This window comes from Polynucleobacter sp. AP-Sving-400A-A2, from assembly GCF_018688155.1.
Taxonomy (GTDB): domain Bacteria; phylum Pseudomonadota; class Gammaproteobacteria; order Burkholderiales; family Burkholderiaceae; genus Polynucleobacter.
The window spans coordinates 783,929-810,645 of sequence record NZ_CP061312.1 but is presented as its reverse complement, the minus strand read 5'-3'; the positions used below and the strand labels follow the sequence as shown (position 1 = coordinate 810,645).

Below are 26,717 nucleotides of genomic sequence, written 5' to 3'. Positions count from 1 at the left end.
CTCTTCCCGATACCGATAAGTCTTTGTACCTCTAGGATATGACACTTTTATTACATATGCTGTTTATAAGGTTTTAGTAATACCTTCCTGGCAATAAAGAGCGAGTTCCTTACGATCCGGATTGCTTGCATTGCCTATTAAAAATGGCTCTAGTAGGCTTAAATGAACCTCAATATCCCGGCTGGCAATGACATTAGACATTGATTCCAATAGTCCCATATCTCCAATAAAGGCAGGGGCATCACTCCTCAGACCCGTTGACCTTGACCGATAAGCAATGGCTATCGGAAAGACTGGCGCATGAGCTAGGATAGCGGATTCAAACAGATTGGGCTTAAACGGCAATACCAACTCTCCGGAGGTGGAAGTACCCTCGGGAAAAATACAGACCGACTCTTCTTTCAGGACCTGGGCCATCTGGTCTACTACCTGCCTCGCATGACGCGCACTATCTCTGCGAATAAAGACGGTACCCAACTGCTCTGCCATCCATCCAAATACAGGCCACCCCCGCACTTCCGATTTAGCAACAAAACGGACCGGCTTAAATGCATTAATCACATGGATATCTAACCAGGAGATGTGATTTGATGCCATTAAATGAGGATTAGAGACCAACTTCTCCGCACCTATCACGCGCAACTGAATATGAAAGATTCTTAATAATTTCTTAGACCATCGTTGTATGCGGCGGTCTTTCTGATCTCGATTGAGGAAGGGGAAAAAGAAAGATAGCGTGCAAACTCCGCAAATCACATGTGACAGGATTTGCATCCAGACCCAATAGCGAAGCCAACTACTCGGGGTTGAGGTGAGTTTTGGGGTGGGGCTTAGTTGGGAATGCGTCATATCTAGCCGTAATATAAATCAAGTCATCAAACTGTCGTAAAAGTGTCATGAGGCCTTCATAAAAAATCGGCTTAATACTTACTCATGACGCATTACAGAGCGATTTGGATTTCAGATGTACACCTCGGAACATCAGGGTGTCAGGTTAACTACCTCCTTGATTTTTTAAAACATAATGAAGCCGATCAGTTTTACCTGGTAGGCGACATTATCGATGGTTGGCGCTTAAAGCAGTCGTTTTACTGGCCGCAGACCCATAACGATGTCGTCCAAAAGTTATTGCGCAAAGCCCGTAAGGGTACCGAAGTCATTTACATTCCTGGCAACCATGACGAAGCAGCTCGGCAGTACTTTGGTATGTCTTTTGGCGATATTAAGGTTCAAGAAGAAGTCATACATACAACCTTGGACGGACGTAAGCTTTGGGTAACCCATGGCGACTTATTTGATGGCGTCATGCAATACGCCAAATGGCTTGCCTATGTCGGCGACTCACTGTATACCTTTATTTTGTACATCAATCGCTACTTCAATATGTTGCGTGTCAGGATGGGGATGCAGTACTGGTCTCTCTCCCAATATCTTAAGCATCAAGTAAAAAATGCTGTTAGCTACATAGCGGACTTTGAGCACATCATGGCTAGAGAAGCCCGCCTCAGAAATTGTGATGGCGTTGTATGCGGCCATATCCATAAAGCAGAAATTCGTGAAATCGATGGTCTGTTGTATTGCAACGATGGTGACTGGGTCGAAAGCTTATCAGCCCTTGTAGAGACTACAACCGGTGAACTCAAAATTATCTACTGGACACATATACACGGTGATCTTGTAGAGGCACCTGAAATTACTCATCAACCCGAGCTATCAACACTGATTAAAGAGGTTACTGTATGAAAATTATGATCATTACTGATGCATGGGATCCGCAAGTCAATGGTGTTGTGAGAACGCTCAAACAAACTAGAGCTGAACTCATCGGCATGGGTCATGAAGTCGAAATGATTACCCCGACTGGCTTTAAATCCATTCCCTGCCCTACCTATCCTGATATTGCCCTATCCTTATTTCCTGGTAAGGAAGTGGCTCGCCGTATTAAAGAATTTGCACCAGATGCAATGCATATTGCGACAGAGGGTCCTTTAGGCTTATCTGCTCGTTCTTATGCTGTAAAAAATGATTTGCCATTTTCTACGGCTTATCACACTCGTTTTCCTGAATATGTCAAAGCCCGCACTGGAATTCCTCTGAGCATTACTTATGCATTTATTCGTTGGTTTCATGGGCCATCGATGGCGGTGATGGCACCAACCATTGTTGTAAAAGATGATCTTGAGAAGTTCGGGCTTAAAAATGTTGTGCTGTGGTCACGAGGCGTAGATTTGGATATCTTCAAAATGCAAGACTCTAAATCTCTCAACAGCGCTCACCCGATTTTCTTATATGTTGGTCGCGTTGCCGTAGAGAAAAATATCAACGCCTTCCTAGAGATAGATTTGCCAGGCTCCAAATGGGTTGTTGGTGATGGCCCCGCAATGGCCAGTATTAAAGAAAAATACCCCAACATCAATTACCTAGGCGTATTACAGCAAGAAGAATTAGCCAAGGTATACGCTGCCGCTGATGTTTTTGTCTTCCCAAGCAAGACCGATACTTTTGGGCTTGTCATATTAGAGGCTATGGCTTGTGGCACTCCTGTTGCAGCCTATCCAGTGACAGGTCCAATTGATGTTCTAGGTAACTCTGCTGCTGGTGCAATGCACGAAGATCTTCAAATAGCTTGTATGCAAGCTTTGAAGATTCCTCGTGAATTAGCTCGCGCTCATGCTGAAAAGTTTTCTTGGAGAGCGGCTTCAGAGCAGTTTGCCAATCATCTAAAGCCCGTACCTTCTACTGCAGCTAATACTACTGCTCTCGCTTAATAATTCATTGTGACGGCACCTTACGACATCAAGCAAAACCCCCATAAAGGTAATCGGGGTCTCACAAGAGCATGGCATGCAGCCAAGAACTCTTGGTGCGGCATAGTCTATGCATTTCAAGAGGAAAGTGCTTTTAGGCAAGAGCTTTTCTTGCTTGTGGTGCTGACGCCAATTGCCCTTTTCTTGCCAATTAGCCCGCTTGAGAAATGCGCCCTCATTGCATCGCTCATTATGGTTTTAGTGGTCGAGCTCCTCAACTCCAGCGTTGAGGCAGCGATCGATCGTATTTCATTTGATCATCATGATCTATCGAAAAGAGCAAAAGATTTTGGCTCAGCTGCCGTCATGCTCGCCTTACTAATTTCCGCCCTATTGTGGGTAACGATTTGCATACCTCTGGTCATCAATTAGATTAATACTTAAGGAACACTATGTCTGACATTCCAAATCCCCTTGCTGCATTTGACCTCTTTAATTCTCGCTTTGAAACAAAGCCAAAGAAGATTAAAAAGAGTAAAACTGAGGCATTTAAAAAACTCTTTTCTAAAAAAATTGCGAAGAAATTATTTGGTAAGAAATTTGCCACTAAAGCCAGAGCTGAGCTTAGAGCCATAGAGCCAGTTGCCGAGAAAGCGACTGCTAAGCCAAAACGCCCTGCATTTCAAATTACTTGGGCTAGCAATCCGAGTGAGATTAAAGAAGCACAGCGCCTGCGCTACAAGGTATTTGCAGAAGAGATGGGAGCTAAGCTTCCAAGCAATCCAGAGAACCTCGATATTGATGAATTCGATGCCTATTGCGACCATTTACTGATTCGTGATCAGGAGTCATTACAGGTGGTTGGGACCTATCGCGTACTCCCTCCGCACAAAGCCTTAGAGATCGGACGTCTCTACTCAGATTCTGAGTTTGATTTAGCGCGCTTAGATCACTTACGTCCTAAATTAGTTGAGCTCGGTAGATCTTGCGTGCACGAAGACTTCCGTTCTGGCGCAGTCATTATGGCTTTGTGGAGCGGCTTAGCGCAATACATGAAAAAACATGATTATGAAATCATGCTCGGTTGTGCCAGCATCCCCATGGGTGATGGCGGTCATTTTGCAGCCAGCCTATACAACTCACTAAACAATGATCAGATGGCGCCAGTTGAGAACCATGCTTTCCCTCGCCTACCTTTACCACTGGAGCGACTCAATGGCGGCCTAGCAGTAGAGCCTCCTCCATTGATTAAAGGTTATTTAAAGTTGGGCGCTAAGATTTGCAGTGCACCTGCTTGGGATCCAGATTTCAATACAGCAGATGTACTGACTATGTTGCGTCTATCAGACATCAATCCACGGTACGCTAAACACTTCTTTGGGCTGTAAGAATTACTTTAAGCTAATGCTGTAAGGTCGGCCGATGCGTTCCCATTCGGCCGCTTCTTTTTGAAGGCTAAATTCCGTTAATGGATGCTCTTTAGCCCATTCTTTGGAGAGGCTAACTAAATAGTCTCCATTGTGCTCCGAGACTTTCACTTTGGATAAATTGACATCACTGCGCCCGCGGCAAAGTACCTGCGCAAGCCGCATGCAAAACAACATACGCCAATCGGAGAAGGAGACGTTATTCGCTAACTTTCCTAACTTACCGGTATGACCAATAAGTAAGGCGGCTAATCTAGCCTGATCGTTTTTTGAGAAACCCGGCATATCAGCATTACCCGCAATGTATGCAGAGTGTTTGTGATATCCGTTATGCGATATCGATAAGCCGATTTCATGAAGGTTGGCAGCCCATTGCAATAATGCAATGTTATCGGCCCGACTCTCTTCATCTGGCTTAGGTAATTGCGCCAAAAACTCAGCGGCTAGATTGCCAACGCGCTTAGCTTGTTCTCGATCTACAGCGTAACGCTGCATAAATTGCTCAACTGTTACAAAGCGCATATCCTCATGCTGAGAGCGGCCCAATAGGTCGTAAAGGACACCGATTCTTAAAGCAGCATCTGTGACCTCCATAGACTCAATACCGAGCTCATCAAATACAGCAATCATGATCGCAAGGCCGCCGGGCCAAACTGAGCGCCGATCATCCTTAAGGCCTTGGAGCTCGACCTGATTGATATGCTCATATTTAAGCAGATGCTTTTTCATGGCTCTTAAGCCATCACGGGTAATCAACCCATCGGCGCCATCTTTCTGGCTGTTGAAGTTATTCTCCGCAATGAGTTCCGCTAAAGCGCGTGCGGTTCCTGAGGAGCCAATCACTTGCTTCCAGCCAGCATTCAGATACGCCCCAGAAATGACCTGAATTTCTCGTCTAGCGGCTAGCTCAGCTTCTTTGAAGGCATGAGAATCAATATTGCCCTTAGGGAAGAACCTCAGGCTGTGAGAAACACATCCGATATACAAGCTTTCCATCAATCTGGGCTCGTACCCTTTGCCAATGATCAGCTCAGTAGAGCCTCCACCAATATCTACCACCAAACGATTGCCTTGCACTGCTGGCACTTCATGGGCGGCACCAATATAGATCAAGCGCGCTTCCTCTACGCCTGCGATCACTTCAATGGGGAAACCTAAGGCCTCCTCGGCTTCTTGGATGAAGTGTGGGGCATTTTTAGCTACTCGTAAGGTATTGGTAGCAACAGCGCGCACATTGGCAGGATCAAACCCCCGAATACGCTCACCAAAGCGCCGAATTGCGGTTATGCCTCGCTGATAAGCATCATTACCTAATAATTTATTATCGGTTAAGCCGGCAGCCAGGCGGACAGACTCACGCAAGGTATCAATCGGACGAAGCTGAGTACCCGAGGGTGTCTTAACGACTTGGGCAACCAGCATGCGAAAGCTATTCGAGCCAAGGTCAACTGCAGCGACAAGGTCAGATGCATTCATTAAGGATTTATTTTGATGTAAGGCCACAGCATTTCCAATAGAAGCAGGTTTACTTGAATATGTCTATTTTATGAAACTCTAATGACACATTCGTGAAACGAGACCCTAGTCTACTGGGTAGTGGCCTAAGCAGCTAAATTTTGCTCCGCATTAGAGCAATCTTGGCTTCCGAAGCTGCAAAAAATGCAGCAGTCTCCTGATCTGGGCTTCAGAATGGTGCTGCAGCTTGGGCAGCGATACAAATGCTGAGAATAGCCTTGTGAGATCTCCAGGGTTTCTTGTCCACAGCAGTCGGGGCAGGTAATAGTTGTAAGTACTGTATTCACAGACCAGATCATGAACTGGAACTATTACAGAATGAAGACATTCATTCAGATCGACCGATCTTCATCGAATCGTCATACTTTAGGAGCATGATTAAGGCTCAGATTCACTACAGGAGATATGAGATGCTGTATCAAATTATCCCCCTCGAAATGGGCTCTCTAGTCCAAAGATGCATCTTTAAAAAACAGAATAAAGAAATTAAATGTGGAACTGTCTGGAAGCTAGGTTCTATCACTACCACTACCAAGCCAAAGTTCATCAGTCACTATCAAGCTCAAATAGGGATTTGTATTGCCGATATTCCTGGGGCTGAAATCAGCAAGACTTATGATGGGGAGAAGGTAATCTACTTTTCTGAGACCGTTGATGAAGATGAGCAAGATGAGCTAACGGATATTTTCTATGGCAAATCAAAAAAGTTCTCCGGGGAATACGTGCATGTCTTTCAGGATCTAGGCTGGAAGGAAATGGGAGAAAATACGTATATCTTTGGTGAGCTAGAGATCAAAGAAATCAATGATGAACCTGAGCAATATAAATAAATGAAATCTTTTAAAGCACTACGCTTCAGCATATTTTTTCTCACTATCTTCATAGCAAGCTTTTCAACAGCTGCTATCGGCCAGAGCTTTAAGTTCATTGCTCTAGGGGATATGCCCTACTCACTACCTCAGGATTTTCAACGCTTTGAAAATTTGATTACTGAAATAAACCGACTAAAACCTAGTTTCAGTATTTTTATTGGGGATACAAAATCTGGCTCATCAACCTGTAGTGATGAGCATAACCAAATTATTAAAACGTATTTTTCAAGCTTTAAAGCGCCCTTGATTTACAGTCCAGGAGATAACGAATGGACTGACTGTCATCGACCTTTAGCTGGTGCATACGATCCACTGGAAAGACTTGGGGCTTTGAGATCGGTATTTTTTAATACCAATCAGAGCCAAGGTAAAAATACCATACGACTTCAAAGGCAGGCAGACCTCGACCCGAAATACTCCAAGTATGTAGAGAACGCCTATTGGATCAAAAATAACTTTTTGTTTGTCAGTATTCATATACCTGGCTCCAATAACAATAATGAAGGCACAGAGTCAGCCATCAAAGAATATCAAGATAGAAATCAAGCAAATCTGGCATGGATTGATCGGGCATTTAATTTGGCTAGCGAAAGAAATTTGAGCGGCATCATCTTTGCCTATCAAGCGGATATGTTTTACCAGCCTAGCCAACTGACAAGTAACGATAGTGGCTATCGTGATACCTTAGAGAGCTTTATATCAAAGTCAGAGATTTTTAATAAACCAGTGTTATTGATTCATGGTGATAGTCATCGACTCATCATTGATCAACCCCTCTATCGCAAGAATCAAAAAAAGTTATTAGAGAATGTATTGCGACTTCAAGTGATGGGAGCCGATCAAGTTCAAGCAGTTGAAGTTCAGGTAAATCCCACGCAAGAACAGCCCTTTAGCTTCAATCCAATTATTCTCAAGGTGAATCGCCAGCAATAACTTATTTAAGTTTCATCTGTTGCTGGATAAACTCACAAACTTGGAGCGTAAATGGCACTGGGTGCCCTGCATTCTCGATCTCGAATGTAATTAATCTTGGTATCACAGCCTTTGCAGAGCGCACTCGCTCGCGTGTACATACCTTTGAGTCGGCGCCATAAATAAGTGCCACCTTCCCTTTGTAGCCCTCCATAGCCTCATGAAAGTTCATTCCCCATACATCGGCTTTATAACTTAAATCAAAGTGGCCTGGTAATTGAACATCTGCAAATGCTCTCTCATCCACCCTCAAATCTTTTGCTAATTGTTTAACTTCTTTAAAACCAACTTCATTGTTCATTGATTTATATAAAGAATAGAGGGCGGTCCAATTTACAGTTAAGGCAATATCATTCAGAATAATTTCAAAAATTCTTTTTCCCAGTGACTGCGTTAAGTACATAGCTAATACACCGCCCATACTAGTGCCCAAAATGGTAAATTGAGTACTCGATGGATGACTACTCAACAGCATCTTAATGAGACTTTGAATGTCTGATAGATAGAGAGACATGGTGTAGTTTTGAGACAAGGCAATGGACTCAGAATCCCCTCTACCAGGAAAATCAACGCTAACTACTTTGCATTCTTCAAATCTTAAAAAATAGCTATGCAATACGCTAAAGGAATCTTTGGTCTCCAAGAGGCCAGGCAAACAAAGTAATATTTTTTCGGCATTCGTATTTCCGGAAATGCTGTAGGCGAGCCTTCTGCTGCCCCCCTCATCCACAATATCAAAATATCGAGTCTCTGGAAGAGCAAAGTCTATTTTTAACTTTGCAAGCACCTGAGGCCGAATAGGCTCTTCTTTAGGAGCTAGCTCAAGGAGTTCTGAGGGTTTATGAAAGAGCTCATGCACAAACCCAAACTTCTCTGCTGTGGTGACTGGGGTGATGTGTTTGATCTCTTGAGTGAACCCAAGGACTTTAGAAACCGTAAGTCTTAAATCTACCAGCGAATCGTATAACTTTCTTTTCATTAAGGCCAAGTCCATTCATAACAAGAGATTACTTGTTAGCATTCATTGTGAACTACAAAGGCATTGAATAATAGCTATACATCAATAAATAGAAGGTACTGTTAAATTTACTTGCTAACGCTTGGAATAACCCAGGCCGAGGGTTTCAACCATTACCTTAAATACCTCAGTGTTATCCATGAATCCCCTGAACTTTTCAGATCCGGGCCCCATGGCATTGAGCACTGCATCATCGGCCGTGTGAACCCCCACCTCTTGGTGTGAGGGCAGGTTACCTGGCATATGAATAGCATCTTCTTGAAGCTGGATATATTTGGGATTAGCAACATACTTGCCAGACTCGTCTTTGACTGCCGGCTTAAATGTGCCATCTAGTTTTGGATGAAGCGTTTCATAGTGATCAGGGTAGTTCCCATAAAAGAAGGCCAAACGCTTACTTACATCAATCTGATTTGGATAGCCTGCCACATCCGCTTTAGGATAGTTCGGGTAGCCAGCATCTGCATATACCCCAACCTTTTCTCTTAAGGGGCCTGGCTTAGCGTCGTTTACAACGCCACTGATTGAGCCGCTATGGGTATGGTCAGGCGTAACAATGATCAAAGTGTCTGGGTTTTTCTTTGCAAAATCTTTAGCAATTTGTACGGCATTACTCAACATGATGGTGTCAAAAGCAGCCCGCTCCCAGTCTAAGGGATGATTAAACTTATCAATTAAGGCAGCCTCAACCATCAAGAAAAAGCCATTCGGATTTTTGGATAAAACGTTGATCGCTGCTTGCGTCATCTCTGTCAAATCAGGCTGATCTGGATATTGCGCTACTGTATTTTTCTTTAGGAAAAATCGATCTAAGGAACCATCCATATTGTCCGGATGGAATACTCCAAATAGCTTTTTAGTTTCCTTGGCATTACCTGCTGCTAATAGCTCTTGCTTGTTTAAAGCAATGGCATATCCCGAAGTTTCGAATTGGGATACTAGATTTTTATCATCTTTACGCTTTGACCCTTTAGTAGACTGAGGGTAGAAGTAAGCGGAGCCTCCACCTAAAATGACCTCCGCCCCGCTGGCAAATAGTTGATCGGCAATATATGGCTTATCTGCGCGCCTTCTGGTGTGAGCCACCATAGCGCCTGGAGTTGCATCCTGTAGTTCGGCATCCGAAACAATGCCAACGGACATTTTAGTTTTGCGTTTAATTAATTCAGAAATAGTTTCCACTTTCGGGTGGGATAAGTTGTCTGCCGCCCGTGAAACATACACCCCCATGGCATTCACAGCAGTCTTATGACCGGTTGTATAGGCACTCATCGAGTTTGCAGAATCGGTAATGAGTGAGTCAGAGCCTGACGTGCCGATTAGCGCCATATTAGGCATGTCATCAAATGACAACTTACCCTGGTACTTGCCTTCGGTTATCCCTTTAGATAAAACACGTGCAGAGGTTCTATTGGCGATAGTCATACCATCACCCACGAAAAGAATGATATTTTTTACTTTTCGAGGGCCGCTTGCATAGATATCCCAAATGACCTGAATACTTTCCTGACCCCCCTTAGCAATCAGAGAATATTGGCCAGGCTTTGCTAGCTGAACGTCTCGATAGATTAGGGAACTTCCTTTACCCGATTCATTTGCGATATAGATTGGCTGTGACTTGATCTGCGCTTTGATAGGGGCATTATTGAGTTGAATATCCAAATCCTCTAATTTGTACTCTTGATCAAATTCAATTTTGATGTCAAATGAAGATCCAACAAGAATCGAAGCCTTGTTAATTGGATAAATAGCCGCAGCCTCAACCCAAATTGCCTGAAGAAGAAGGGTAATAAATAAAATGGGGTAGGCAACTTTGATGATGGGCATAGGTAATTTCTTAGGAAAGAGTTGGCAGTTTAAAATTTAAATGAGCTCGTCAAGGTTTAAAGCGTACTTTTGATCAACAAGAAATATGCTGGCAGAGTGCTCAGTCTTTTCATATTTTTCATTGAGAAATTCGTGCTTAATATTTGCACCATCTTGCGTATGAGCATAGAGATTAGGCCGAAATATGGTTGACAAGTTGATATCGCCATGATGACTCATGATATTTCCCTGATAAATGGTTTAATACTATCTTAAGGGAGAAATATTTCAGATTGATTGCAATTCTTTGGTGAATTCACTAGGGAATCTGCTTTTTTGACATGGATTTGTAATGTTCCGCAATTAAAGTTTTAATTTTAGGCATTCAAGTTAAATGCGATCGATTGCCCTCCTTTTACTGCTGATTCCACTGGCATGTAAAGCATTTGAACCACTCAATACAGATGATGCTGGTACGGTGCCTAAGGGTTTAAATCAGATTGAACAGTATTTTTTTACTACGGCTTCACATGGCAGCGGATCAGCTAATCCTGCAGATGTGATTACTCCTGGCGAAGAGTATTTCGGCGGGCAAGATGCTAGGGCATTCCCATTTACCTACACCCGAGGAGTCGCAGATAATATCGAGCTATCTTTAGGTGGCACCTACTTTGCAGCTCCAAGAGGCAGATTCTCGCCTGTATCTAATAAGGTAATAGCCATGAAATGGCGCTTTGCTGAAAATGATCGGTGGGGCTTAGCAGTAAAACCCAGCATCACCCTGCCCGGATCTCCACAGCAGCAAGTTGCAGGATTGGGTCTCGCACTACCAAATTATGGCGTCAATCTGATTGCTTCACGATATTGGGATGTGGTGGAAATTCACTTCAATGGAATGTATAGCAAATCTCTCTACAACACCAATTACAGGCTTGGTGCAGGTACAGTTGAAAATAGAACTAATATTTGGTTTTTCTCAACAGCCCCCGTTTGGAAGGTGACTGACAAAGTCAGGCTGGCATTGGATTTAGGTCTAACAACCAATCCACCGAGTACAGAACAATATCTTAGAAACTATGCCTTAGTTGCAGCTATCATATCGGCAAGTGATAGCCTTGATATTGGCATCTCTTATATGAAAAGCGCTGCAAATATGGGCGTCATTATGAGCAACTCAGGCATCAATGCCTCTCGCTCAGAGATCGGTTTCACATGGCGATTTTAACTACCAAGACGGTGTTGCATATTCCGATTGCGATAGGCCACCCTGATGTCGTGCCAAATAATCAGAGCTTTAATAAAAAATCGTTTCATATAAACCTCCCCAGAGTTGATGAACATAAATTACTTATATCTTATTACTTGAGTATTGCAGCTTGATGTCAGATTCATGTAATGAACAAATATTTTTTACCACCTTAGGAAATTCATTTTGACTTTAACTGCAACACTTCCCTTCCCCATTAATGGCGTTGTTTTTGCTTGGGCAATGACTGCTGATGGGAAGAACTATGAAATTCCCTTGTTTGATATTGCAGATGCCTTAAGTAATTCAGATTTATCGGTTTGGTTACATCTCAACCTGTCCAACTCTCAAGTGCAGCGCTGGCTTAAAAACACTTCCCTTATTCCAGATCGGGTTGTAGAGATGATCGATGAGGGCGTAACTCGTAGTCGCCTAGAAAGAATTGAAAAGCTAGATGATTGCCTATTGATGGTGATGAATGATTTTGAGCAGGAGTTTGGGGATGATCTTGGTAATGGTGACTTAGGTACCCTGTGGGCCATTCTTACCCCGCGGCTCATGATCTCCTTACGAAATATCCCACTAAGAACAACTGATCGTTTGCGATCTGATTTACGCTCCGGATTACTCAACCCCCACTCTGCAATTGAGCTCTTCCATGAGCTGATTGATTTACGTGCAGAGTATTTGCGTAGCCTACTCATTAATCTATCCGAAACGATGGATGACTTGGAGGAGCTTCTACTAAAGGGTAAAGAGCTTCCTGAACATGAATTTTTGGGCAGGATTCGAATCCAATGCAGCCGTCTAAGACGTCAATTCTCACCCGAACTCATTGCCTTACATCGCCTACAAAAACGCCTTCCTTACTGGTTCTCTGAGGACGATAAGTTCCGCTTAAATGAAGATTTAGAATTACTCTCGTTCTTGGTGCAAGAGATTTCCAATTTATATGATCGTGCAAAAGTATTGCAGGATGAACAAGCTGCTCACGTTGCCCAATTCAATGCCAGAAATCTGCAAGTCCTGTCTGTGATGACCGTAATTTTCTTACCAATGACGCTTTTAACTGGCATCATGGGGATGAATATGGAAGATCTACCCGGCCTCAAAGAATCCTTCTATGTTGTGATGGTGCTAATGGCTAGCGCTGGTGCTGCTGTATACATTGCCCTTAAAGTCAGAAAAATCATTTAAAAAAGCTGGCTTTGAGAGCCAGCGACCCAGCGGAGACGGGAATTACCTATCGAAATCTTCTCAGATCCAGATTAAATGCCCTTCCGGATGCTAAAAAAGCAGTTTTGTCATATAACTTTGCTAGCATGTATTCGTTCTTATTACTTTTACCCGGATACCCATGAGTGATTATAAATATGAAGACGCTGTAAAACAGCTACAAGAGTCTGGCGCTATTGGCCTTCAAGACTTTAAAAATCTATCTTATGAAGACTTAACTGAACTGCTTGAGGAAATCAAGGTGTGGTGCCTGTATGCCAACGGTAAGCTAGATAAGCTGCCGAAAGAGTCTAAGAAGAAAAAAGAAAAAAAAGATAAGAAAGATAAGAAAGATAAAAAGGACTAAGTAATATCAGTGCCTTTAAGCTGAAATACGCTCCTTAGGAAATCGAAGAGTAAAAGTGCTGCCCTGTCCGGGCGTACTAGTAATGATGAGTTGGGCTTGATGGCGGTTTGCAATATGTTTCACAATTGCTAAACCCAAACCAGTGCCTCCAGTATCCCTAGATCGACTTCTATCCACGCGATAAAAACGCTCGGTCAGTCTAGATAGATGCTCTGATGCAATGCCAGGCCCCGTGTCAACAACTGAAAACTCACCTTCACCACGTTCATTTATTCTCCATCGCACCTGAATTGAAGCGGTGTCTGGTGTGTAACGAATAGCATTGGAAACTAGATTCCCAAAGGCAGAAAGAATCTCCCGCTCTTCCCCCATCAAGTTATTTGGATTTGAGATCTCAAAGCTAAGGATATGACGGCCTTGAGAAAGCGCCTCTGCATCATTCTTTAAAAGCGCCATCAGAGTAGCAATGCTGATTTCTTGTGTTGGGGCAGGCAAGGTGTTTGCCTCTAGATTTGCAAGAGTCAATAAGTCTTCCACCAAACTCTTCATTCGCTGAGCCTGAGACATCATCATTTCAAAATATTGACTTTGCTGGGATCTATCTAAGTCAAGCGACTGCATAGTCTCTAAAAAACCCATCAACACAGTAATTGGCGTTCTCATTTCATGCGAAACATTTGCTACGAAATCACGTCGCATTGCATCTGCCTTCTGAAGATCAGTTACGTCCTGCACAAGCAAGAGATGGCGTTGATCACCGAATGGGAAAATTTGTAACATTAAACTCAGATTAGAGTTTGGGCCCATTCGCTCCATCAACAATGGGTCCTCAAAAGCCCTCTTATATAAATACTGGATAAATTCTGGGCGTCGAATCAGAAAATTAATCTTCTGAAGCGCATCACGCTTAAAACTCAAGCCAAAGAAACGCTCAGCAATGCCATTGCACCACTCAATATGATCTTCACTATCCAGCATCACAATGCCATTAGGAGAAGCCTGAAAAGCCTCAATGAAGCGATTGTGCTGTTTTTCAATAGATAGTATTTGTTGCTTGAGATTGCGAACTAAACGTTGAAGACGAAAAAAGATCTCTTCCCAATAGCCACTCGGCAAAGGCATGGATTCAACAGAATCAGATAATGTGAATTTTCTTAAACGAGCTAAATTGATATACGAATAAATCAAGGGCACTGCGAGCACAGCTATTGCCGCAGCAACCCCTGAAAAGGGGCCCAAATTGGAGGACGCTATGTATGCCGCAAGAAAAGCCAGGCAAATCAGCACAATAAAACGAGAAATAACGGATAACATTCGACAATCTTAGAGCATCCGCTCTATTAGATCCAAAAACCCAGTTAGGGCACGATTCTAATTAGGTCTGGGTCGGCATCTTGGTAATTCGATAACCGCTTCCACGAACCGTCTCTATGTAGCGATCAGAGTCCGTAGGAGCTAGAGCCGCCCTTAATCTCTTGATGTGAACATCGACCGTCCGCTCCTCGATATAGACTTCATTTCCCCAGACCTTATCGAGTAAATTTGCCCGAGAGTGCACTCTTTCAGGGTTGGCCATCAAGAACTGCAATAGGCGATATTCGGTAGGCCCCAAGGGGATGGATTGTGGATCCATATTAGGCCATATAGCAGTGACACGATGAGAGAGTGGATCCATTCTTAATGGGCCCACGGCCAAAGGCCCAGAGTCTTCTATTGGAGTCTGGCGGCGTAAAAGGGCCTTAACACGCGCAACTAGCTCTTTGGGTGAAAAAGGCTTGGTGACATAGTCATCGGCACCAGAGTCTAGGCCGAGGACCTTATCGGACTCATCGCTCTTAGCTGTCAACATCAGAATAGGCAAGGAACGGGTACGCTCATTTGAGCGGAGCTCTTTTGCAAACTGAACACCCGACTTTCCAGGGAGCATCCAGTCCAAAATAAGAAGAGAAGGAAGCTTATCTCGCATGATATTCATAGCAAGATCAGTTTGGAGGGCTCTCTCAACCTCGTAACCTGCGTGAGTCAGGTTGATTGCAATCAGTTCAGCAATCGAAGGCTCATCCTCAACAATCAATATTCGGTGAGTCATCTGAAATTCCGCTTTGATTAGTTACGGTTTATTTGCCTCGCGAACCAAATCCTCATGAGGAATATGGCGCACATCAGAGCCTTTAGCAATATAAATCACGAATTCAGCAATATTCTTTGCATGATCGCCAATACGCTCAATCGCCTTTGCAATAGTCAACATATCCAGTCCTGTTGAAATCGTATGTGGATCTTCCATCATGTATGAAATCAGCTTGCGAACAAAGCCTCTGAACTCTTCATCAATTTGGCGATCTTCTTGTACTACTTCTGCAGCAGCAATGGTGTCTAACCTTGCGAATGCATCCAAGCTACGGCGCAAAAGAGAAATGGCCATCTGTCCGGATAAACGAATTTCTGCAACGTTAATATTGTGAGTAGCCCCAGCTTCAATTAGGCGCTTCGTTCTTTTAGCAACACGCTCAGCTTCATCGCCGGCACGCTCAAGATTAGTAATCGCTTTTGAAACAGCCATGACAAGACGGAGATCTCGTGCCGTAGGCTGACGACGGGCAATTAATTCTGTACAAGCCAAGTCAATCTGGATCTCCAGATCATTTACGAGCTTTTCGTTCTGGATGACCACATTACAAGTATCAATATCCATTTGCGTGAAAGCACGCATCGCCGTTGAAATCTGAGACTCGACAAGTCCACCCATTTCTAATAAACGGCTAGAAAGTGAATTTAAGTCTGCATCAAACTGTGATGAAAGGTGTCTATCTGGCATATATTTCTCCAATTAACCGAAACGGCCGGTAATGTAATCTTCTGTTTCTTTACGCTTAGGCTTGATGAAGATTTCATCTGTCTTGCCGAACTCAATTAAGCTTCCTAGATACATATAGGCAGTGTAATCCGATACACGAGCGGCTTGCTGCATATTATGAGTAACAATCGCAATCGTGTACTCATGCTTCAGTTCATTAATTAACTCTTCAATCTTACCTGTAGAGATGGGATCCAAAGCAGAGGTGGGCTCATCTAGCAAAATTACGGACGGTTTAACAGCCACACCACGAGCAATACATAAACGCTGCTGCTGACCACCGGAGAGAGATAAACCGCTTTGATTTAATTTGTCTTTGGCTTCATTCCATAATGCAGCCTTATTTAAGGCCCACTCTACACGTTCATCCATTTCGGAACGTGAAAGCTTCTCATAAAGACGCACACCGAACGCGATATTTTCATAAATAGACATTGGGAAGGGAGTTGGCTTTTGAAAAACCATACCAATTCTTGAGCGCAATAAATTGAGGTCCTGCCCAGGCTCTAGAGTATTCTGGCCGTAGAAGTTAATTTCACCCTCAGCACGTTGGCCAGGATAAAGATCATACATGCGGTTTAAGGTCCGAAGTAAGGTAGATTTGCCACAACCGGAAGGACCGATAAACGCAGTAACCTTACCCTCTTCGATATCCAAATTGATATCCTTAAGACCTTGAAAAGAACCGTAAAAGAAATTTAAATTACGCACTTCAAGCGCATTTTTAACCTCTTTGGCTTCTTGCATATTTGTAGTATCATTCATTCTGTTTCCTTGACTATCGATTGTATTTAAGTCAAACATTGTTTTCATATTAGCCATTAACTTTGCACTTTTTCACGGAAGACAACACGCGCAAGGATATTTAATCCAAGAACTGCAAAGGTAATTAACAATGCAGCTGCCCAGGCGAGATTAACCCAGTTGTCATATGGGCTCATTGCAAACTGGAAAATGACTACTGGCAAGTTCGCCATCGGAGCATTCATATTGGTTGTGAAGAATTGGTTATTCAAGGCAGTAAACAGCAGAGGCGCTGTTTCACCACTGACGCGAGCAAGAGCCAACAAGATACCAGTAATAACACCGCTTTGAGCAGCCCGTAAGGTAATCATAAACGCTACTTTCCACTTCGGAGTACCCAGGGCATAGGCCGCCTCTCGTAAGCTACCGGGAACTAAGCGCAACATATTTTCTGTAGTGCGCACTACTACTGGAATAGCAATCAAGGCCAAAGCAATCGTACCAGCCCAGCCCGAAAAGTGCCGAACTTGCGCGACTACGATCGCATATACAAACAAACCAATCACAATAGATGGTGCTGATAGCATGATGTCAGTAACAAAGCGAGTTATCGAAGCTACTTTACTTCTGTCACCGTATTCAGAAAGATATAGGCCAGCAAGAACACCAATTGGGGTACTAATCAAAGTACAACTGGCAACAATCATGAGGCTTCCAAGAATAGCATTCGCTAAACCACCGCCCTCAGACCCAGGCGCAGGAGTACTTTGCGTGAACACATCAAGGTTGATTGAAGAAAATCCCTTGATGAAAAGGATACTCAAAATCCACAAGAGAAATGCCATTCCCAAAACCATGGCACCAGTAGAAAGCACTAGGCCAATCTTATTTGTGCGCTTGCGTTTAGCAAAAATTGCGGGATTGATGTTTGACAGGCCTCTCATGTTTTCAACCCTTGTTTTTTCTCCATGCTAGCTAACATCCATTTGGCAATCGCCAAGACTATGAAGGTAATCATAAATAGCGCAAGACCCAAAGCAAACAAAGAGGAGTAATGAGGTCCGAGCTCAGCTTCACCAAACTCGTTTGCCAATGTGGAGGCAATTGAATTGCCCGGAGCAAATAATGATGGGGATAAGCGATGGGCATTACCAATCACAAAGGTCACAGCCATAGTCTCGCCAAGCGCCCTGCCTAATCCCAGCATGATCCCACCGATTACACCTGCTTTGGTGTAAGGGAGGACGACGTTTTTAACCACTTCCCAGGTAGTACAGCCAATACCATAGGCAGACTCTTTTAAAACTGGGGGAACGATTTCAAATACATCACGCATCACTGAAGCGATAAAGGGCAAAATCATCATTGCCAAAATAAGTCCAGCACAAAGAATTCCGATACCATTAAATGCACCAGAAAATAGAATTCCGAAGCCAGGAATTTGACCCAAAGTAGCGGCTAATGCAGGCTGGATGTAGTCGGCAAATAAAGGAGCGAAGATGAAGAGGCCAAACATACCGTAGATGATGGAAGGAACTGCAGCGAGTAGTTCAACTGCAGTACCTAAAGGCCTACGTAAGGAGCTTGGGCATAACTCCGTTAAAAATACTGCAATACCAAAACTTAAAGGCACTGCAATGAGCAAGGCGATGAAAGAAGTAACAATGGTGCCGTATATGGCGATTAACCCACCAAACTCGCCATTAACAATATCCCACTCTTTGGTGAAGAAGAAGCCGATACCGAATTTATCGAGTGCTGGCCACGCGTTGATGATGAGTGAAATGATGATGCCGATCAAAGCAATCAGAACCGATAAAGCAAAAAATTGAGTAATTGCATGAAACAAGAAATCTTGAATACGCTGCAACTTAGCAATTCGAAGCGCCTGAGGCGTCGGTGCTGCGTGAGACTGGGTCGATTCAATCATAGATTGTGCTTATTTAAATATTGAAACAGCCCCACTTTTGGTGGAGCTGTTATTCATTAATGATTAAGAAACCTTAATCATTAAACCTTACTTAGTAACTACCTTTGAGAAAACATTCTTACGGATGAAGTCTGTTGTAACGTCAGGCATTGGCACGTAATCTAACTCTTCTGCCATTTTCTTGCCATCCTTAAATGCAAAGTCAAAGAACTTGATTACTTCAGCAGCATTCGATTTATTTTCTGGATTCTTGTACAAGAGGATGAAAGATGCACCAGTAATTGGCCATGATTTAGCACCAGCTGCATTGGTAATAAATGTACCCATACCTGGAATCTTAGACCAGTCTGTTCCTGCAGCTGCAGCAGCAAAGGTGATGTCATCAGGCTGAACAAATTGACCATCTTTGTTCTTCATGGAAACGCTGGTCATTTTATTTTTCTTGGCATAGGCATACTCAACATATCCGATTGCGCCTTTGACACGAGATACGTTTGCAGCAACACCTTCGTTACCTTTACCGCCAACAGATGAGACAGCGGGCCATTTAACAGCGGCGCCTTCACCAACAGCATCTTTCCAGTTCTGGCTCACTTTTGCCAAGTAGTTTGTAAAAATTGCGGTAGTTCCAGAACCATCAGCACGATGCACTACAGTAATTGGCAAGTCAGGCATCTTCATGCCAGGATTGTTCAACACAATGCGCTTGTCATTCCAGTTGGTAATAACACCCTGGAAAATATCAGACAAGGTATCAGGAGATAACTTCAACTCGTATGGCTTAACACCTTCTACGTTAATGACAGGCACTACTCCACCGATGATGGCTGGAAACTGAACCATGCCATCTTTTTCTAAGTCTTCGAATTTCACTGGATTGTCGGTTGCACCGAAATCAACAGTCTTTGCTTTGATTTGCTTGATGCCACCGGAAGAACCGATAGATTGATAGTTCAGGTTAGAACCGGTTTTTGCTTTGTAGGCTTCGGCCCATTTAGCGTAAATTGGATATGGGAATGTTGCGCCAGCACCAGTCATGTCGGCTGCGAATGCAACTTGGGCAAATGAAATCGCGCTAATAACCAACGCTTTTTTCAAAAATGAGTTCATGTGGATCGTTCCTCAAAAAATTACGCAACATTGCGATATGAGGACGATACGATGTATGTATGACTCTTTTGTGACAAGTGTTTTAACTGAAATTAATCCAATTAAATCAAATACTTATAATTTTGGTACCAGTTCAGCGATGCTCTTAGCTGCGCTCATCGCTACATTACTATCATGAGCCTCCACCATGACCCGTAGGACGGGTTCTGTACCTGAGGCGCGGATCAGCACCCTACCCGTACTCTTGAGATCACTTTCAACCTGGCTTACTTGGGAATGAAGGGTCTTATCGGACTTCCAGTCATAACCAGGCTTGAACTTGATATTGAGGAGTACTTGCGGGAAGAGCTTTACGGAATCTAGGAGCTGAGCTAAGCTTTTCTTAGCCTGACTCATCGCTGCCAACACTTGCAATGCGGCAATAGTCCCATCACCGGTTGAGTGTTGATCCAAACAAAGCAAATGGCCTGAGCCTTCGCCACCAATAATCCAGCCTTTTTGTTTGAGTAATTCCAAGACATAACGGTCGCCTACATTAGCACGCTCAAATCCGATTCCTAAACTCTCAATTGCATTTTCCACAGCAAGATTCGTCATCAAGGTGCCAACAACTCCACCAATGGCTTGGCCGCGATCAATCCGGTCTTTTGCCAGAACGTATAGCAGTTCATCGCCGTTAAACAATCGGCCAGAGGCATCGACCATTTGCAAACGATCGGCATCGCCATCTAAAGCAATACCGAGATCAGCTTTGGTTTCTTTAACCTTCGCAATTAATGCAGCTGGGGCTGTTGCGCCAAAGCCATCATTAATGTTGCGGCCATCGGGCTGAACACCAATCGAGATGACTTCTGCGCCAAGCTCATGAAAGACATGGGGGGCGATATGGTACGCAGCGCCATGTGCGCAATCCACAACCAACTTCATTCCCTTGAGATTAAGCTCTCCAGGAAAAGTAGATTTACAGAACTCAATATAACGACCAGTAGCATCATCAATACGAAATGCTTTACCTAATTCTTTTGAACTGACACAACCCATCGGTTTAGCGAGCTCAGCCTCAATAGCCAACTCAAACTCATCGCTTAACTTACCACCATCTGCTGAGAAGAATTTGATACCGTTATCTTGATAGGGATTGTGTGAAGCAGAAATGACTACACCGGCAGATAAACGCAATGCTTTAGTAAGGTAAGCAACCCCAGGAGTTGGCATTGGGCCACACAACATCACATCGACACCTGCGGCAGCAAATCCCGCTTCTAAAGCCGCCTCTAATAAGTAACCTGATATACGGGTATCTTTACCAATCAGAATCTTGCAACGCTCTCCAGGCTTTGCCTGGCTACTCAGTACTATGCCTGCAGCATAGCCAAGGCGCGTGATGAATTCTGGAACAATCGGAAATTGCCCTACTTCACCGCGGATGCCATCAGTACCAAAGTATTGTTTTTTCATGGGCTTGATTATAAAACTTGTAGGTATACGACTAGTCAGCTTATTCCTGAATGGCTTCCCAGAGCTTCAAGGAGTCGACTGTCTCTTGAACGTCATGTACGCGGATAATACGAGCTCCTCGATCGGTAGCCAGAATAGCGGCTGCCACGCTGGGTGCCACGCGGTCATTGGTGTCTCGACCCGTTAATTTTCCCAGCATGGATTTACGAGACATCCCGGCCAGTACCGAGTAAGCTAATTGTGAGAATTGATCAAAATCTGCCAGCATCTTGAGGTTGTGCTCTAGACTTTTACCAAAGCCAAAGCCAGGATCAATGGCGATGCGATTTTGAGCGACGCCCTTCTTTTGCAGTAACTGTGCGCGCTCTTGTAAAAACTGTTTCACTTCTGCAATGACGTCTTGATATTCAGGATCAAATTGCATGGTTTGTGGATCACGCTGCATGTGCATGAGGACAAGGCCACACTGCTTGTTTGGATTGTGCTGGTCGTTCTCGATGATGGCTTCTACTGCACCCTCTTGTCGCAATGCCCAGATGTCATTGACACAATCAACTCCAGCATTCAGGGCCTGGCGCATAGTCTCGGCTTTATAGGTATCAATTGATAAGGCAAGGCCGCAATCTTTTAAAGCCTCAATCACTGGCAAGACGCGATCTAATTCCTCTTGTAGAGAGACCGGTTCCGCACCAGGGCGAGTCGACTCACCACCGATATCAATGAGATCTGCACCATCGGCGATCATGCGCTCTGCTTGAGCAATAGCATCGCTTGGGGTTCTGAACTTGCCGCCATCCGAAAAGGAATCTGGCGTGGCATTAAGAATACCCATCACTAGTGGGCGCTGACGTTTGCTAAAGTCAAAAAGAAAACGCCCGCAACGCCATGTTGCGGGCAGAGTTTGCTTACTCACCTTGCTATGCAGTGGCTGGGGTAGCCCCGGCAGCAGGACCCGGCGTACCAGCAGAGTTACCAAACTGGGTTGCTGGTGGTGGCTTAGGAGCGCGTGGTGGGCGACCCTCCATGATGTCGGTAATCTGCTCAGCATCAATGGTTTCCCATTCAAGCAAAGCTGTCACCATGGCTTCAACCTTGTCACGGTTTTGCTCAAGGATCGATCTTGCCAATGCGTATTGGCTATCCACCAATGCACGAATCTCTGCATCCACCTTTTGCTGAGTTAACTCTGAAACTGTCTTCGAGCTATTTCGCCCAAAAATACTTTCAGACTCGGTATCGACATAGACCATCGTACCCAAGCTATCACTCATGCCATAACGGGTGACCATATCACGCGCCATTTTGGTAGCACGCTCAAAGTCATTTGAAGCACCTGTACTCATGGAGTTTAAAAATACTTCTTCAGCAGCGCGGCCGCCAAACAAAATAGCTAACTCTTCCAACATGCGATCTTTGTACAAGTTCACACGATCAAACTCAGGCAACTGCCATGTCACACCCAAAGCCATACCGCGCGGCATAATGGTGACCTTATGCACTGGATCTGCCTTAGGCAAGACCTTGGCAACTACCGCATGTCCAGACTCGTGATACGCCGTGTTACGACGCTCTTCTTCACGCATCACTGCAGACTTGCGCTCAGGACCCATATAGATCTTGTCTTTTGCGTCTTCAAAGTCTTTCATATCAACGGCACGCTTATTGCGACGTGCTGCAAATAATGCAGACTCATTTACTAAGTTTGCTAAATCTGCGCCCGAGAAACCAGGAGTGCCACGTGCCAATACTGCTGCATTCACATCAGGATCAATTGGAACTTTGCGCATATGCACTTGCAAGATTTGCTCGCGACCACGAATGTCTGGCAAGCCAACGTGTACTTGACGATCAAAACGTCCTGGACGCAACAAGGCCTTATCCAACACATCAGAACGGTTAGTAGCAGCAACCACGATGACACCGCTATTGCTTTCAAAACCATCCATCTCAACTAACATTTGGTTGAGAGTTTGTTCACGCTCATCATTACCGCCGCCCATACCAGCACCACGGTGACGACCCACCGCATCGATCTCATCAATAAAGATGATGCAAGGAGAATTTTTCTTGGCGTTCTCAAACATGTCGCGTACGCGAGAGGCACCAACACCAACAAACATCTCCACAAAGTCTGAACCAGAGATGGAGAAGAATGGAACTTTTGCTTCGCCTGCAATCGCACGCGCTAACAAAGTCTTACCAGTACCTGGAGGACCTACTAGTAATATGCCATGCGGAATGCGACCACCGAGCTTTTGAAACTTTTGCGGATCTTTAAGGAAGTCCACAATCTCGAACACTTCTTCTTTTGCTTCATCACAGCCAGCAACATCAGCAAAAGTAACGGTATTGCTATTCTCATCAATCAAGCGCGCTTTGGATTTGCCGAAAGAGAATGCACCACCCTTACCGCCACCTTGCATCTGACGCATCATGAAAAACCAGAAACCAATAATCAATAAAGTAGGTCCAAGGTAATACAAAGCAGAAACCAGCATATTTGGTTCGTCGTCTGCTTTACCAGTCACCTGGACACCAAACTTCATCAAGTCGCCAACCATCCAAATATCCCCTGGAGTGATGATGGAATATTTGTTGCCGTCGTTTGGAGTTACTTGCAAAGTGCGACCTTGTACATCCACTCGCTTGACCTTGCCTGCTTTGGCATCGTCCATGAATTGAGAATACGTGACTTGATTCTGGTCTTTAGGCTTGTCGAACTGTTTAAAAACAGTAAACAAGACCAAACCCACAATGAGCCACACGCCAATTTTTTGCAACATATTGCTATTCAAAAGGAGACCTTTGCCGGATTAATCCGGGAGTTAAAGCGGATTGCTATACCTAAGTATCTGATTCTACTACTAGGCTTTTTCAATAGCGAAGAGCTAATTTATTTTATAAACCCCTTTTTTTGGGGGGTTATTTGAGTGCTTTAAGGTCTCGGCCGAGCAAAAAGATTTCTGAGGACTTCGCTCTGGAGGCTTTTGGCTTTCTGGAAGCTACTGTTTTAAAGACCTTTTTAAAGGATTCCACGATCTGACTGTAGCCGCTGCCGTTAAAGCACTTAATTAATAGAGCCCCGTCAGGCTTGAGGTGCTGAACTGAAAAGTCCAAGGCAATTTCGGCCAAAAAGGCCATTCGGGCAGCATCTGCCACCCCTACTCCGGATAAATTGGGGGCCATATCGGACATCACAAAATCGACTTTTCCATCGGCATTCGCCGGTAAAAGTGCCTCCAGCGCCTTTAAACCCTCATCCTCCCGAAAATCCCCCTGAATAAAGGAAACGTCCGCAATGTCCTCCATCGGCAGGATGTCGATCGCAATAATGATCCCATCTGGCTTACCAGATTCAATATTGGGATTATTTTTACCAAGTTCAGTCAGGCGATTGCGAACGTACTGAGACCAACTCCCAGGAGCACTCCCAAGATCCACAATCGTCATACCTGCTTTGATGAGTCGGTCCTGCTCATCTATTTCGCTCAGCTTATAGACTGCTCGCGCGCGATAACCCTCTTTTTGGGCCATCTTCACATACGGATCATTGAGGTGATCCTGTAACCAACTTTTATTAAATTTATTCTTTGCCACAACTTACCCACTTTCGTCATCTATTTTCCTTGTTTCCGCTCTACAAGGCAAAAGGAATCGACTCGAAACATCTGGATATTGGCTTAAATAAGCCCGAAAGCCCTGTTTTACATGCCCTAATGCTCTATCATCATGCCCATGACTGCACTTACTATTACCCCCGCACAACGCAAATCCCTTAAAGCTGACGCCCATGGGCTCAGCCCAGTTGTCATGATTGGTGGCGATGGCCTGACCCCTGCGGTGATTAAAGAAGCTAAATCAGCCATCTCTCATCACGGCTTGATTAAAGTTCGCGTTTTTGGCGATGATCGTGATGCACGTATCGCTATTTATGAAGAGCTCTGCGACAAACTGGGCGCCGCACCCGTTCAGCACATTGGAAAATTACTCGTGGTCTGGAAGCCGATTGATATTGTCGATGCAGCACTCGTCAATTTGAGTAGATCTAGCAAGCAAACTAAAAAGACATTACAAGCGCCCCGCACTAAGCGCCAACCAAATCGCGTGGCGGCGAAAGCTGGTATTCGCACTAGCACTTCTGAGAGATCAGATCGACGCTCAGCAGCGAGTAAATCCCCTTTTGAAAGAGTGGCTGCGGCTAAAGGCACTGCCCCCAAGAAACGGGTTCTGCGTGCTGATGCTGCTGAATCAAAAATTGGTTGGTCATCACCAGGTTACCGCAAGGCAGTTGCAGCACCCGCTCCCATCAAAAAACGTAAGGTTCGCATGAGTAGTACTAAGAAGAAATCATTGGGCTCTTAGTGCAACGAATATGTGTGTGAGCTTCTAATAAAAAACGCCGCTAGTCGGCGTTTTTTTATGGCTTAGCCTGGGCTTATCTCTTGGTGAGTCGCCAGACCAAGAGGACTCCCAAGAGACTCTGCAGCATAAACAGAATGCTAGAGACGCCATGTAGCCTTCCAAATAAGGTGGCTGAGGGAGAGAGCATGACTGGCATGCCTTGAAGGAGAGCATCATCTCGCAAGGTATTCATCCAGGGAATCAAGATAAAGCTAGCTGCGATTGCACACAGCAACATTGCCAACAAGATCCAGCGAATGATCTTGAATTGATTGAGGCCACGATTCACCAGGAGATTGGCTAGAACCATCAGGCCAATGCAGACAATCAAGCTGAGATAGGCTTCTAATTTAAAGATGCTGCCAGCAACCATGCCAGCAGCCTGTCGATCAGTCATCGTGCTAAAGATAGCTGGAGCAACTAGATAACCTACAGTGAGTATGCCGCCAACCCATAAACCAGCAATCACAATAAAAAGTCTTTGAGCCACCAGATGCTTTGGGGTCTCTAAGGTCTGCATATGGACTCTGCTTTGTATTAGATGTAACGAACCGCGAGAATTTCTACCTCGCGATTACCGCCAGGGGCCTGCACTGCAACCACATCACCCTCTTCTTTGCTAATTAAGGCGCGAGCAATGGGCGAACTAATCGAGATCTTATTTACGGCAATATCGGCCTCATCATCACCGACGATTTGATAAGTGAGCTTCGTGCCATCTTCTAAATCTTCAAGATCAACGGTTGCACCGAATACGATACGTCCGTTTACATCTAAGGTAGCAGGGTCAATGATTTGCGCTGCAGATAACTTTCCTTCCAGCTCCTGAATACGACCCTCAATAAATCCTTGCTTCTCTTTAGCGGCGTCGTACTCAGCGTTCTCAGAAAGGTCGCCTTGAGCACGGGCCTCAGAGATTGCATTAATCACGGATGGGCGCTCTACATGCTTTAGGCGATGTAACTCTTCTTTGAGAAGCTCAGCGCCACGCTTAGTAATAGGGATTGTGTTCATGCGTCTTACCTCATTTAA

Annotated in this window: 29 protein-coding genes; 10 read left to right on the top strand and 19 right to left on the bottom strand. The window is 44.5% G+C overall.

Annotated elements, in window-relative coordinates; genetic code table 11:
* Positions 1–63 precede the first annotated feature (63 nt).
* Positions 64–849, bottom strand: coding sequence for a 1-acyl-sn-glycerol-3-phosphate acyltransferase (locus C2758_RS04255; protein ID WP_215329737.1), 786 nt, complete (start codon positions 847–849; stop codon positions 64–66).
* 84 nt (positions 850–933) lie between these two features.
* On the opposite strand from C2758_RS04255, the gene C2758_RS04250 reads away from it, so the two are divergent.
* The 4 genes from C2758_RS04250 to C2758_RS04235 are packed head-to-tail and all read left to right on the top strand — an operon-like array spanning position 934 to position 4,135.
* Positions 934–1,743, top strand: coding sequence for a UDP-2,3-diacylglucosamine diphosphatase (locus C2758_RS04250; protein ID WP_215329736.1), 810 nt, complete (start codon positions 934–936; stop codon positions 1,741–1,743).
* Complete coding sequence (locus tag C2758_RS04245; RefSeq protein WP_215329735.1) at positions 1,740–2,768, top strand: glycosyltransferase family 1 protein; 1,029 nt, start codon at positions 1,740–1,742, stop codon at positions 2,766–2,768. The genes C2758_RS04250 and C2758_RS04245 overlap by 4 nt, the downstream gene beginning before the upstream one ends.
* A gap of 9 nt (positions 2,769–2,777) precedes the next feature.
* Entirely contained in the window at positions 2,778–3,179 is a 402-nt protein-coding gene (locus C2758_RS04240; RefSeq protein WP_215329734.1) for a diacylglycerol kinase, read from the top strand.
* A 20-nt stretch (positions 3,180–3,199) separates the two neighbouring features.
* Complete coding sequence (locus C2758_RS04235; RefSeq protein ID WP_251369258.1) at positions 3,200–4,135, top strand: GNAT family N-acetyltransferase; 936 nt, start codon at positions 3,200–3,202, stop codon at positions 4,133–4,135.
* A gap of 3 nt (positions 4,136–4,138) precedes the next feature.
* On the opposite strand, the gene ppx is transcribed toward C2758_RS04235, so the two are convergent.
* Together ppx and C2758_RS10800 are read right to left on the bottom strand one after the other, a co-directional pair.
* On the bottom strand, positions 4,139–5,650 hold the full coding sequence (gene ppx, locus C2758_RS04230) for an exopolyphosphatase (RefSeq protein ID WP_215329733.1): 1,512 nt from the start codon (positions 5,648–5,650) through the stop codon (positions 4,139–4,141).
* A 125-nt stretch (positions 5,651–5,775) separates the two neighbouring features.
* Positions 5,776–5,988, bottom strand: coding sequence for a GDCCVxC domain-containing (seleno)protein (locus C2758_RS10800; protein ID WP_305849063.1), 213 nt, complete (start codon positions 5,986–5,988; stop codon positions 5,776–5,778).
* 111 nt (positions 5,989–6,099) lie between these two features.
* Between C2758_RS10800 and C2758_RS04225 the strand changes: the two genes are divergently transcribed.
* Both C2758_RS04225 and C2758_RS04220 read left to right on the top strand, forming a co-directional pair.
* Positions 6,100–6,519 carry a hypothetical protein gene (locus C2758_RS04225; protein ID WP_215329732.1) on the top strand — a complete coding sequence of 140 codons (420 nt, stop codon included), beginning with the start codon at positions 6,100–6,102 and terminating at the stop codon, positions 6,517–6,519.
* Positions 6,520–7,494 carry a hypothetical protein gene (locus C2758_RS04220; protein ID WP_215329731.1) on the top strand — a complete coding sequence of 325 codons (975 nt, stop codon included), beginning with the start codon at positions 6,520–6,522 and terminating at the stop codon, positions 7,492–7,494. It begins immediately after the preceding gene.
* Between the two features lies 1 nt (position 7,495).
* Here C2758_RS04220 and C2758_RS04215 read toward each other — a convergent pair whose 3' ends face one another.
* From C2758_RS04215 to C2758_RS04205, 3 genes are all read right to left on the bottom strand, one after another.
* Entirely contained in the window at positions 7,496–8,512 is a 1,017-nt protein-coding gene (locus C2758_RS04215; RefSeq protein WP_215329730.1) for an alpha/beta fold hydrolase, read from the bottom strand.
* A 114-nt stretch (positions 8,513–8,626) separates the two neighbouring features.
* Complete coding sequence (locus C2758_RS04210) at positions 8,627–10,378, bottom strand: alkaline phosphatase (RefSeq protein ID WP_215329729.1); 1,752 nt, start codon at positions 10,376–10,378, stop codon at positions 8,627–8,629.
* Between the two features lie 36 nt (positions 10,379–10,414).
* Positions 10,415–10,597, bottom strand: a complete 183-nt coding sequence (locus tag C2758_RS04205) for a hypothetical protein (RefSeq protein WP_215329728.1) — start codon at positions 10,595–10,597, stop codon at positions 10,415–10,417.
* A 154-nt stretch (positions 10,598–10,751) separates the two neighbouring features.
* Between C2758_RS04205 and C2758_RS04200 the strand changes: the two genes are divergently transcribed.
* The 3 genes from C2758_RS04200 (at position 10,752) to C2758_RS04190 (ending at position 13,185) form a co-directional block, all read left to right on the top strand.
* On the top strand, positions 10,752–11,582 hold the full coding sequence (locus C2758_RS04200) for a hypothetical protein (RefSeq protein ID WP_215329727.1): 831 nt from the start codon (positions 10,752–10,754) through the stop codon (positions 11,580–11,582).
* A gap of 207 nt (positions 11,583–11,789) precedes the next feature.
* Positions 11,790–12,800 (top strand): CorA family divalent cation transporter, encoded by a 1,011-nt coding sequence (locus C2758_RS04195; protein ID WP_251369257.1) that lies wholly within the window; start codon positions 11,790–11,792, stop codon positions 12,798–12,800.
* Positions 12,801–12,960: 160 nt separating this feature from the next.
* Positions 12,961–13,185, top strand: coding sequence for a hypothetical protein (locus C2758_RS04190; RefSeq protein ID WP_215306664.1), 225 nt, complete (start codon positions 12,961–12,963; stop codon positions 13,183–13,185).
* Positions 13,186–13,200: 15 nt separating this feature from the next.
* Here C2758_RS04190 and phoR read toward each other — a convergent pair whose 3' ends face one another.
* The 11 genes from phoR to C2758_RS04135 all read right to left on the bottom strand — a co-directional run bounded on the left by phoR (position 13,201) and on the right by C2758_RS04135 (position 24,881).
* The gene (gene phoR / locus C2758_RS04185) at positions 13,201–14,499 is read right to left on the bottom strand and encodes a phosphate regulon sensor histidine kinase PhoR (protein ID WP_215329726.1); all 1,299 of its coding nucleotides are present in this window, start codon (positions 14,497–14,499) and stop codon (positions 13,201–13,203) included.
* A gap of 61 nt (positions 14,500–14,560) precedes the next feature.
* Positions 14,561–15,274, bottom strand: coding sequence for a phosphate regulon transcriptional regulator PhoB (gene phoB, locus C2758_RS04180; RefSeq protein ID WP_215329725.1), 714 nt, complete (start codon positions 15,272–15,274; stop codon positions 14,561–14,563).
* 21 nt (positions 15,275–15,295) lie between these two features.
* Complete coding sequence (gene phoU, locus C2758_RS04175) at positions 15,296–16,003, bottom strand: phosphate signaling complex protein PhoU (RefSeq protein WP_215329724.1); 708 nt, start codon at positions 16,001–16,003, stop codon at positions 15,296–15,298.
* Positions 16,004–16,015: 12 nt separating this feature from the next.
* The gene (gene pstB, locus C2758_RS04170) at positions 16,016–16,807 is read right to left on the bottom strand and encodes a phosphate ABC transporter ATP-binding protein PstB (RefSeq protein ID WP_215329723.1); all 792 of its coding nucleotides are present in this window, start codon (positions 16,805–16,807) and stop codon (positions 16,016–16,018) included.
* Between the two features lie 56 nt (positions 16,808–16,863).
* Positions 16,864–17,730, bottom strand: a complete 867-nt coding sequence (pstA, locus tag C2758_RS04165; RefSeq protein WP_215329722.1) for a phosphate ABC transporter permease PstA — start codon at positions 17,728–17,730, stop codon at positions 16,864–16,866.
* A complete protein-coding gene (pstC, locus tag C2758_RS04160; protein WP_215329721.1) occupies positions 17,727–18,716 on the bottom strand; it encodes a phosphate ABC transporter permease subunit PstC in 990 nt (329 codons plus the stop codon). Before pstC ends, pstA begins: the two co-directional genes overlap by 4 nt.
* A gap of 87 nt (positions 18,717–18,803) precedes the next feature.
* Complete coding sequence (pstS, locus tag C2758_RS04155) at positions 18,804–19,826, bottom strand: phosphate ABC transporter substrate-binding protein PstS (protein WP_215329720.1); 1,023 nt, start codon at positions 19,824–19,826, stop codon at positions 18,804–18,806.
* A 114-nt stretch (positions 19,827–19,940) separates the two neighbouring features.
* A complete protein-coding gene (gene glmM, locus C2758_RS04150; RefSeq protein WP_215329719.1) occupies positions 19,941–21,284 on the bottom strand; it encodes a phosphoglucosamine mutase in 1,344 nt (447 codons plus the stop codon).
* 40 nt (positions 21,285–21,324) lie between these two features.
* Positions 21,325–22,197, bottom strand: coding sequence for a dihydropteroate synthase (gene folP, locus C2758_RS04145; RefSeq protein ID WP_251369256.1), 873 nt, complete (start codon positions 22,195–22,197; stop codon positions 21,325–21,327).
* A 4-nt stretch (positions 22,198–22,201) separates the two neighbouring features.
* Positions 22,202–24,079 (bottom strand): ATP-dependent zinc metalloprotease FtsH, encoded by a 1,878-nt coding sequence (ftsH, locus tag C2758_RS04140; RefSeq protein ID WP_215329718.1) that lies wholly within the window; start codon positions 24,077–24,079, stop codon positions 22,202–22,204.
* A 127-nt stretch (positions 24,080–24,206) separates the two neighbouring features.
* Positions 24,207–24,881 (bottom strand): RlmE family RNA methyltransferase, encoded by a 675-nt coding sequence (locus C2758_RS04135; RefSeq protein ID WP_215329717.1) that lies wholly within the window; start codon positions 24,879–24,881, stop codon positions 24,207–24,209.
* Positions 24,882–25,019: 138 nt separating this feature from the next.
* On the opposite strand from C2758_RS04135, the gene C2758_RS04130 reads away from it, so the two are divergent.
* On the top strand, positions 25,020–25,646 hold the full coding sequence (locus C2758_RS04130) for a YhbY family RNA-binding protein (protein ID WP_215329716.1): 627 nt from the start codon (positions 25,020–25,022) through the stop codon (positions 25,644–25,646).
* 73 nt (positions 25,647–25,719) lie between these two features.
* On the opposite strand, the gene C2758_RS04125 is transcribed toward C2758_RS04130, so the two are convergent.
* Together C2758_RS04125 and greA are read right to left on the bottom strand one after the other, a co-directional pair.
* On the bottom strand, positions 25,720–26,205 hold the full coding sequence (locus tag C2758_RS04125) for a DUF4149 domain-containing protein (protein WP_215329715.1): 486 nt from the start codon (positions 26,203–26,205) through the stop codon (positions 25,720–25,722).
* Between the two features lie 17 nt (positions 26,206–26,222).
* Positions 26,223–26,699 (bottom strand): transcription elongation factor GreA, encoded by a 477-nt coding sequence (gene greA, locus C2758_RS04120; RefSeq protein ID WP_215306640.1) that lies wholly within the window; start codon positions 26,697–26,699, stop codon positions 26,223–26,225.
* Between the last annotated feature and the right edge of the window lie 18 nt (positions 26,700–26,717).

Excerpts from the sequence above, each read along its gene's own strand:
- phoU (WP_215329724.1), bottom strand. The coding sequence starts at position 16,003 with ATGCCAGATAGACACCTTTCATCACAGTTTGATGCAGACTTAAATTCA.
- C2758_RS10800 (WP_305849063.1), bottom strand. The coding sequence starts at position 5,988 with ATGATCTGGTCTGTGAATACAGTACTTACAACTATTACCTGCCCCGAC.
- pstB (WP_215329723.1), bottom strand. The coding sequence starts at position 16,807 with ATGAATGATACTACAAATATGCAAGAAGCCAAAGAGGTTAAAAATGCG.
- C2758_RS04190 (WP_215306664.1), top strand. The coding sequence starts at position 12,961 with ATGAGTGATTATAAATATGAAGACGCTGTAAAACAGCTACAAGAGTCT.
- C2758_RS04250 (WP_215329736.1), top strand. The coding sequence starts at position 934 with ATGACGCATTACAGAGCGATTTGGATTTCAGATGTACACCTCGGAACA.
- C2758_RS04255 (WP_215329737.1), bottom strand. The coding sequence starts at position 849 with ATGACGCATTCCCAACTAAGCCCCACCCCAAAACTCACCTCAACCCCG.
- phoB (WP_215329725.1), bottom strand. The coding sequence starts at position 15,274 with ATGACTCACCGAATATTGATTGTTGAGGATGAGCCTTCGATTGCTGAA.
- pstS (WP_215329720.1), bottom strand. The coding sequence starts at position 19,826 with ATGAACTCATTTTTGAAAAAAGCGTTGGTTATTAGCGCGATTTCATTT.
- phoR (WP_215329726.1), bottom strand. The coding sequence starts at position 14,499 with ATGTTATCCGTTATTTCTCGTTTTATTGTGCTGATTTGCCTGGCTTTT.
- glmM (WP_215329719.1), bottom strand. The coding sequence starts at position 21,284 with ATGAAAAAACAATACTTTGGTACTGATGGCATCCGCGGTGAAGTAGGG.
- C2758_RS04245 (WP_215329735.1), top strand. The coding sequence starts at position 1,740 with ATGAAAATTATGATCATTACTGATGCATGGGATCCGCAAGTCAATGGT.
- C2758_RS04215 (WP_215329730.1), bottom strand. The coding sequence starts at position 8,512 with ATGAAAAGAAAGTTATACGATTCGCTGGTAGATTTAAGACTTACGGTT.
- C2758_RS04200 (WP_215329727.1), top strand. The coding sequence starts at position 10,752 with ATGCGATCGATTGCCCTCCTTTTACTGCTGATTCCACTGGCATGTAAA.
- C2758_RS04220 (WP_215329731.1), top strand. The coding sequence starts at position 6,520 with ATGAAATCTTTTAAAGCACTACGCTTCAGCATATTTTTTCTCACTATC.
- greA (WP_215306640.1), bottom strand. The coding sequence starts at position 26,699 with ATGAACACAATCCCTATTACTAAGCGTGGCGCTGAGCTTCTCAAAGAA.
- ppx (WP_215329733.1), bottom strand. The coding sequence starts at position 5,650 with ATGAATGCATCTGACCTTGTCGCTGCAGTTGACCTTGGCTCGAATAGC.
- C2758_RS04125 (WP_215329715.1), bottom strand. The coding sequence starts at position 26,205 with ATGCAGACCTTAGAGACCCCAAAGCATCTGGTGGCTCAAAGACTTTTT.
- pstC (WP_215329721.1), bottom strand. The coding sequence starts at position 18,716 with ATGATTGAATCGACCCAGTCTCACGCAGCACCGACGCCTCAGGCGCTT.
- C2758_RS04130 (WP_215329716.1), top strand. The coding sequence starts at position 25,020 with ATGACTGCACTTACTATTACCCCCGCACAACGCAAATCCCTTAAAGCT.
- C2758_RS04225 (WP_215329732.1), top strand. The coding sequence starts at position 6,100 with ATGCTGTATCAAATTATCCCCCTCGAAATGGGCTCTCTAGTCCAAAGA.
- C2758_RS04210 (WP_215329729.1), bottom strand. The coding sequence starts at position 10,378 with ATGCCCATCATCAAAGTTGCCTACCCCATTTTATTTATTACCCTTCTT.
- C2758_RS04205 (WP_215329728.1), bottom strand. The coding sequence starts at position 10,597 with ATGAGTCATCATGGCGATATCAACTTGTCAACCATATTTCGGCCTAAT.
- C2758_RS04235 (WP_251369258.1), top strand. The coding sequence starts at position 3,200 with ATGTCTGACATTCCAAATCCCCTTGCTGCATTTGACCTCTTTAATTCT.
- pstA (WP_215329722.1), bottom strand. The coding sequence starts at position 17,730 with ATGAGAGGCCTGTCAAACATCAATCCCGCAATTTTTGCTAAACGCAAG.